General features: G+C 51.0%; 6 protein-coding genes, 1 tRNA gene and 1 rRNA gene. All 8 read right to left on the bottom strand.

Annotated elements, in window-relative coordinates; all coding sequences use genetic code 11:
- Window positions 1-153: 153 nt before the first annotated feature.
- Window positions 154-242 (bottom strand) — tRNA-Ser (locus A8990_RS14510).
- Window positions 243-375: 133 nt separating this feature from the next.
- Window positions 376-1,656 (bottom strand): serine--tRNA ligase, encoded by a 1,281-nt coding sequence (gene serS, locus A8990_RS14505; protein ID WP_116189761.1) that lies wholly within the window; start codon window positions 1,654-1,656, stop codon window positions 376-378.
- 88 nt (window positions 1,657-1,744) lie between these two features.
- A complete protein-coding gene (gene pdxT / locus A8990_RS14500) occupies window positions 1,745-2,329 on the bottom strand; it encodes a pyridoxal 5'-phosphate synthase glutaminase subunit PdxT (RefSeq protein ID WP_116189760.1) in 585 nt (194 codons plus the stop codon).
- Window positions 2,330-2,353: 24 nt separating this feature from the next.
- Window positions 2,354-3,235: a pyridoxal 5'-phosphate synthase lyase subunit PdxS gene (gene pdxS, locus A8990_RS14495; RefSeq protein WP_116189759.1), complete on the bottom strand. Its 882-nt coding sequence runs from the start codon at window positions 3,233-3,235 to the stop codon at window positions 2,354-2,356.
- 142 nt (window positions 3,236-3,377) lie between these two features.
- Entirely contained in the window at window positions 3,378-4,670 is a 1,293-nt protein-coding gene (locus A8990_RS14490; RefSeq protein WP_116189758.1) for a D-alanyl-D-alanine carboxypeptidase family protein, read from the bottom strand.
- A 148-nt stretch (window positions 4,671-4,818) separates the two neighbouring features.
- Window positions 4,819-6,276 (bottom strand): IMP dehydrogenase, encoded by a 1,458-nt coding sequence (guaB, locus tag A8990_RS14485; RefSeq protein ID WP_116189757.1) that lies wholly within the window; start codon window positions 6,274-6,276, stop codon window positions 4,819-4,821.
- Between the two features lie 156 nt (window positions 6,277-6,432).
- A complete protein-coding gene (locus tag A8990_RS14480; protein WP_245996022.1) occupies window positions 6,433-7,701 on the bottom strand; it encodes a putative glycoside hydrolase in 1,269 nt (422 codons plus the stop codon).
- A 160-nt stretch (window positions 7,702-7,861) separates the two neighbouring features.
- Window positions 7,862-7,965: ribosomal RNA gene (gene rrf, locus A8990_RS14475) — 5S ribosomal RNA — on the bottom strand; the annotation flags it as partial.

Genomic DNA, 7,965 nt, shown 5'->3' with positions numbered 1-7,965 from the left:
GTCGCACAGCGCCCATTTCGGGCGCTGTTTGGGCGACTATCACGCCTGGGCCTACAAACACGGTGTGTTTGCTTAACGGCCCGTTCGAATCCCCCACACGCCATACTCGCAAAAAACCGATCCCATGACAGGGATCGGTTGGATATGCTTGTATGGCGGAGAGGGTGGGATTCGAACCCACGTGGGCTTGCACCCTAACGGTTTTCAAGACCGCCCCGTTATGACCGCTTCGGTACCTCTCCATCGTATGAAACTGCCCTTTTCAAAAGGGAACAAAATGTATTGTACCACAGGTGAATTCGGGTCTGCAACTCCAAATTCACCCTATGGTACAATCACTCACCTATGGCGGCAACTGCCCGCTACAGGACTCACTTATCGAGCGCTGATTACTTCCAACCCGCCCATGTACGGACGCAGCACTTCCGGAACGACGATCGAGCCGTCAGCTTGCTGGAAGTTCTCGAGAATCGCAGCTACCGTACGGCCTACCGCGAGACCGGAGCCGTTCAGCGTGTGCACGAATTCCGGCTTGCTCTTCGCTTCACGACGGAAGCGGATATTCGCACGACGCGCTTGGAAATCTTCGAAGTTCGAGCAGGACGAGATTTCACGGTATGTGTCCGCGCTTGGAATCCACACTTCAAGGTCATACGTCTTCGCAGACGAGAAGCCCATATCGCCCGTACAGAGCGTCAGAACACGATATGGCAAGCCAAGCAGCTGCAGCACCTTCTCGGCGTTTGCAGTGAGCTTCTCGAGCTCTTCATACGATTCCTCCGGCTTCACCATCTTCACCAGCTCAATCTTGTTGAATTGGTGCTGACGGATCAATCCGCGCGTATCGCGGCCAGCGGATCCCGCTTCCGAGCGGAAGCATGCGCTATATGCGACGAAGTTCTTCGGCAGCTCTTCAGCCGATAGAATTTCATCACGGTGTACGTTCGTCACCGGCACTTCTGCAGTCGGAATGAGGTAGTACTCGGTATCTGCTACCTTGAACAGATCCTCTTCGAACTTCGGCAGCTGGCCAGTACCGATAAGGCTGTCGCGGTTAACGATATACGGCGGCAGCATTTCTTCATATCCATGCTCATCGCTATGTAGGTCCATCATGAAGTTGATCAACGCACGCTCCAGACGCGCACCAAGGCCGCGGTAGAACACGAAGCGCGAGCCCGTTACTTTTGCCGCACGCTCGAAGTCGAGAATACCAAGATCCTGCGCCAGCTCAAAATGCGCCTTTGGCCCAAACGCGAACGAAGGCACTTCGCCAATACGGCGAATTTCCACGTTATCATCTTCGGAAGCGCCGACAGGAACGGATTCATTCGGCACGTTCGGAATAGCCAGCGTCAGATCCGCGATTTGCGCTTCAACATTGCGAATCTCTTCATCAAGCACCTTAATGCGGTCGCCGACTTCGCGCATCTCGATAATTAGCGCTTCAGCGTCTCCGCCACTCTTCTTCAGCTTCGCAACTTCTTGCGAAACCGTATTACGACGGTTCTTCAGCTGCTCCGTCTCCTGAAGCATATCCCGCCATTTCCCATCAAGCGTCGGGAACTCCGAGATCAGATCCAGCGACTTGCCGCGGTTCTGCAAAGCTTGTTCTACTTTAGCGTAATCATTACGCAACAATTTAACATCCAACACGAAAGGAAAGCCCCTTCCAATTTGTTATTTTAACACTTACTCGCAGTATGAACGGCAAAAAGACTGCTTACGCAGTCTTCTTTATACGCTATGCTTTAGCCGCAGCCGCTTCCTTCGCCATATCGAGGAAATACGCATGCAGACGGTAATCGTCTGTCAGCTCCGGATGGTACGACGATGCAAGCAGATGACCTTGCCGTGCCGTTACAATTTCGCCATTGTACGTGGACAGCACATCAACGCTCGGCGCCACCTCTTTAATAAGAGGCGCACGGATGAATACTGCACGCACCGGCTCATCGATGCCTTTTACCGGCAAGTCTGTCTCGAAGCTTTCACGTTGACGGCCGAATGCGTTCCGCGCGACGGTCATATCCATCAGCTGCAGATGCGCATCCTCTTGGCCTTCAATACGCTCAGCCAGAACGATTAGACCGGCACAAGTACCGAAGATCGGCTTGCCTTGTTTCGAGAAGTCACGAACCGCCTCGATGAAGCCATACTTGCGCATGAGCTTACCGATTGTCGTGCTCTCGCCGCCTGGGATAATGAGCCCGTCAAGCGCGTCTAGTTCTTCAACGCGCTTCACCGCTACTCCTTCACCGCCGGCAGCTTCAATGCTTCGTATATGTTCCGCTACAGCGCCTTGCAGCGCCAGTACGCCAATCTTCATCGCTTTACCGCCTTCTTTCCGTTCTTAGAAGCCGCGGTCCTGCATGCGCTCGGAAGGCGCCAGCTTCGAAATTTCAATGCCTTTCATCGGCGTACCCAAGTTTTTGGATACTTCCGCGATCAGCTTGTAGTCTGTGTAGTGCGTTGTTGCTTCAACGATTGCACGAGCGAAACGCTCTGGATATTCGGATTTGAAGATACCCGATCCAACGAATACGCCGTCAGCGCCCAGGTGCATCATCAGCGCTGCATCGGAAGGTGTTGCTACGCCGCCTGCTGCGAAGTTAACGACAGGAAGCTTGCCTGTTTGGTGAACATCCAGAAGCAGATCGTAAGGTACGCCGAGGTTTTTCGCTTCATGGTACAGCTCGTCCTTGGAAAGGTTCTGTACTTTACGGATTTGGCCCGTGATCAGACGCATATGGCGGACAGCCTCAACGATGTTGCCTGTTCCTGGCTCGCCTTTCGTACGAAGCATTGCCGCGCCTTCTTGAATACGACGAAGAGCTTCGCCAAGATCTTTGGCACCGCACACGAAAGGAACCGTGAAGTCGCGCTTCGAGATATGGAACACTTCATCAGCAGGCGTGAGCACTTCGCTCTCGTCGATGTAATCCGCACCCAGAGCTTCGAGCACGCGTGCTTCTACATAGTGACCGATACGTGCTTTCGCCATTACCGGGATCGAAACAACCTTCATAACTTCTTCAAGCACTGTCGGGTCAGCCATACGAGCTACGCCGCCAGCTGCACGAATATCAGAAGGTACACGCTCAAGTGCCATAACCGCTGTTGCACCAGCTGCTTCAGCAATTTTAGCTTGCTCGGCGTTCATAACGTCCATAATGACGCCGCCTTTTTGCATTTCAGCCATACCGCGTTTTACGCGCGAAGTTCCTGTTTCCATGTTCGTAAATCCTCCCAAAAAAGTTTTTGCAGTCTTTCCAACATGTAAATCGCCGGACTAACTCTAACCAATAATTTTACAGCATACCGGACCAATCGACAACTATTTACACCTGATAAATAGCTGCCAAAGCCCCGTTTATTTAAAATAAATCCATCAGCCCGTGGAATAATCCCGAGATAAACCCGCCAAGCGAGCGGAACATCAAGCGCCACCAGCTAGCTTTCTTCACATCTTCGGACGTAATCAGCTTAACTGTCTTCTCAATCGCCTTGCCCGTTTCCGGATCCTTGTAGGAATACGTTGCCGAGCCTACCTCTGTACCGCTTGCAATTGGAGCGACAAGCTCGCCTTCCTTCTTCACGTCAACCTTCGTCAGTTGAACGTCTGGCGCAGCACCCTTCTTCACGAGGAACGTTACGTCAGTAGCTGTCATGATCGGCACTTCTTTCGACTTGCCTTTCTTTATTTTTACCGTCTTTGCGCTTTCTACAACTGTTTTTGGCGCAACAACCGTCTTTTTCTCAAAATTTTGGAAGCCATAGTCGAACAGCTTCGCCGTTTGAATGAAACGCGATGATTTCGAGGAGGTATCCATGACAACCGAGATGAGACGCAAGTCGCCTTGTTTCGCTGTACCCGTGAAGCAATAGCCTGCTGCACCGATGTAGCCCGTCTTCATACCGTCAACGCCGGTGTACGCATACTTTTTCAAGGATGGGATCGATTTGTTCGTCTCCAGCATCCAGTTCAGGTTGATCATTGGATCTTTGTCGCGCTCACGGAACTTGTAGCTTGGCGTGCTTGCGAACTCTAGAAACTCGGGGTGCTTCTTGATCAGGACACTCGCGAATTTCGCCATGTCGCCAGCCGAGATAACCGTTGTTTCCGCAAGACCTGTCGCACTTGTAAAATGCGCTGATGTCAGGCCAAGCTCCTTCGCCGTAGCGTTCATTTTCTCAACAAAGCTTTGCTCTGTTCCGGAAATATGATCCGCGAGAGCGATTGTCGCATCGTTCGCCGATTGAACAGCCATCGCCATATACAAATCTTTTACCGAGTGCTTGTCGCCCTCTGCCAGATAGATTGCGGAGCCGTCGGGAGGAATGCTAGCCGCTTCCTTCGTTGCCGTAACCATATCCGTCATCTTCAGACGTCCAGCTGTCACCTCTTCAAGTACGAGGTATTCCGTCATCAGCTTTGTCATACTTGCCGGTGGATAAGCCTTCTCGGCGTTAACCGAATAGAGCACCTGGCCAGTATCTGCATCTATTAGAATCGCTGAGCGTGCCTCAATTCCTAGCGAGTTAGATGTAAACTCTGAAGCATCCGCATGAACTTGATGAGTGCCAATAGTCGTCGTAAGCATCGTCGCAATAACAGCCGCACAAATGGTTGGTACGAAGCGCACCAGTCCCTTATTCCGTTTCAACATTCTCTCTCCTCTTCTATCATTCTTCTAACTCTAGTATTGTAACACAAAGATACTCGATTCTAAAAAAGAAAGACAGGAAAACGGTGATTCCCACCATCTTCCTGCCAGGTCCGTTACTATCTCTTCTATGCTGCAGCGTTAGCTGATATTACAGCGAGTAGTTTGGCGCTTCCTTCGTAATTTGAACATCATGCGGATGGCTTTCGCGCAGACCCGCGTTTGTGATGCGAACGAAGTGTGTATCGTTCTTAAGCTCTTCAATGCTTGCTGTACCGCAATAGCCCATACCGGAGCGCAAGCCGCCGATCAGCTGATGAACCGTATCCGCAAGTGGTCCTTTGTAAGCAACGCGGCCTTCAATACCTTCCGGAACAAGCTTGTTCTCGTTCTCTTGGAAGTAACGGTCTTTGCTGCCTTCTTTCATCGCGCCGATGGAGCCCATGCCGCGGTAAACCTTGAAGCGGCGGCCTTGGTAAATTTCCGACTCGCCCGGGCTTTCTTCTGTACCTGCGAACAAGCTGCCGATCATAATCGCGCTTGCGCCGGCAGCGATTGCCTTCGTCACGTCGCCGGAGTACTTGATACCGCCGTCTGCGATAATTGGAACGTTATATTCACGCGCAACCGATGCACAGTCATAGATAGCTGTAATTTGCGGTACGCCGATCCCTGCAATAATACGAGTTGTACAGATCGAGCCTGGGCCCATACCGACTTTAATAACAGATGCGCCGGCTTGGATCAGATCGCGTGTACCTTCACCAGTCGCTACGTTACCCGCGATGATTGTAAGCTCAGGGTAGTTGTTACGAAGCAAACGAACCATCTCAAGCACGTTCTTCTGATGGCCGTGCGCTGTATCAATAACGAGCACGTCTACGCCAGCGTTAACGAGCGCTTCCGCACGCTCAGGCGTATCCTTTGCAATACCGACCGCAGCGCCGCAAAGCAGACGGCCTTGAGGATCCTTCGCCGCATGTGGGAATTGAATGGCTTTCTCGATATCTTTAATCGTGATAAGACCTTTAAGCGTATTCGTCTCATCAACGAGCGGCAGCTTCTCGATCTTATGCTTCTGAAGAACAACCTCTGCCTGCTGCAAAGTTGTGCCTACAGGAGCTGTAACGAGATTTTCTTTCGTCATCACTTCGCTAATCTTCATCGAATAATCATGAATGAAGCGAAGGTCACGGTTCGTGATGATACCAACCAGCTTCTTGTTCTCATCTACGACAGGAACGCCGGAGATGCGGTATTTGCCCATCAATTCCTCAGCGTCATACACGTGATGGTCAGCTGTAAGCGAGAACGGGTTCGTAATAACGCCGCTTTCCGAACGCTTAACGCGGTCTACTTCTTCCGCTTGCTGAGCGATGGACATGTTCTTATGGATGATACCGATACCGCCCTCACGCGCCATTGCGATCGCGAGCTTAGCTTCAGTTACAGTATCCATACCTGCACTGATAAGTGGAATGTTCAGTTTAACGTTAGGACCAAGTATGACCGAAACATCGACTTCCCTAGGCAATACTTCCGATTTACGAGGCACGAGCAAGACGTCATCGAAGGTTAAGCCTTCTTTGGCGAATTTATTTTCCCACACAGATTTGTTCCTCCCCAGACGTTTTACGAGCCCCTTGAATTGTCGGAATTATCGTAAAAATCCCAGTAAAATCAAGAGGTTCGCGTATATTATTGCAATAGTATCAGAGGGGTATAGGGCTGTCAAGATAACGACCACTGGGGGTTTTTGTCGATATTACGAACGATAATCATACTTGCAATTTGAACTCCAAAGCAGAAACTCATGTACACCTTGATCTCTCGCCGCTTGGATTTGCTTATTCACCTGCTCTGCCCCGTACTGCTGATGCGGATGTACCCACTTCGCGGTGAAGCTTTGCAGCCATGGTCTTATGACTGCCGGCGTCCGATCTGCCCCGGTGCTTCTGATCAAGCTGTTTCGATGATTCGCGTCCATCATCGCATGACGGATAATGGCGTAAGGGCTAAGATCAGGCTGTTTCACACCGTACATGCCCGTTGAGTAATGCGAAGGATAGGTCATCGGGGAAATCACATCGACGACGCTTGATATCGCTCTCCACGACTGACCGATACCCATATCATTCGTTGAAGATGTCACCAGTCCAAAAACATCCGCCGATACTCGTGCACCAGCTGTATGAACGCCACCGGTTGCCTCTTCAAGAAACTGCGAGATCACCTGCGATTTGGATTTCCCGCCTCGACTGCTGCTGAACTGCACCTCGCGGTCGACCTTCGCTCCGTTGTCCGGAAACCGCACATAATCAAACTGAATCTCGTCAAAACCGATCGAGGCCGCTTCTCGCGCAATCGCTGCATTGTAAGAACGAACCTGCTGTTGAAAAGGGTCCAGCCACGCTTTACCCTGCACGTCCCGCCATACTCCGCCGCTCTTCCGCTGAAGCGCCATGCTCGGATATGATTTTGCATATAACGGATCCTTGAATGTCACGATACGTCCAATCACATAGATATGCTTAGCCTTCAGCTTCTGGAGCAGCCCTGTAATATCACCTATCGCTGCATGCCTGTCCGCTCCAATATCGTTCACTTCCGGCAGCGCAGATTTATAAGTGAGTTGGCCGTAATCGTTCTTCACATCGATGACCATTGCATTCAGATCCGTACGATCAACGAGCTGAATGAGCCGATCGAGCCGCTTCTTGCTGCCTGCAACCCACCCGGATACATAAATCCCCTTCACTGGCTGATTAGGTACCGACAGTTTACGTGCCTGGAAGGGACTAGATAATGATTGTGATTTACCCGCCGCTGACGAAATGAACTTATAGTTGGACTGTCTTTTCCTTAATTGTGGTTGAGTTCTCACGTGCAAATGCATATTCGATGGCTTCAGTTGCTGCTGCTTTAATGGAGGTAAGTTCACTTCTTGCGGCTGCACTGCATTCCCGCAGCTCGTACACATTAGTATCGCTGCCGCAACAGCAATAGCCTTTGCTCTTACTCCGTTCACCATCATTCGTCACCACCTCCATCACAAAGAATGACTGCGTTGTCAGTAGTATGTGCCCGCTTGCGTACACAATTGTGAAGGAGATATGACCAGCAATGGATGAAAAATACAGCATGTCTCTTGAAACAACAAAAAACCGACCATACGAATATGGTCGGTTATCTGTGCTTGGCGACGTTCTACTCTCCCAGGACCCTGCGGTCCAAGTACCATTGACGCTGAAGGGCTTAACGGTCGTGTTCGAGATGGGTACGCGTGGTTCCCCTTCGC

Source organism: Paenibacillus taihuensis (assembly GCF_003386535.1).
Taxonomy (GTDB): Bacteria; Bacillota; Bacilli; order Paenibacillales; family Paenibacillaceae; genus Paenibacillus_Z; species Paenibacillus_Z taihuensis.
Note: the sequence above shows the minus strand (reverse complement) of the source record. Positions and strands in the feature narration are given on the sequence as shown.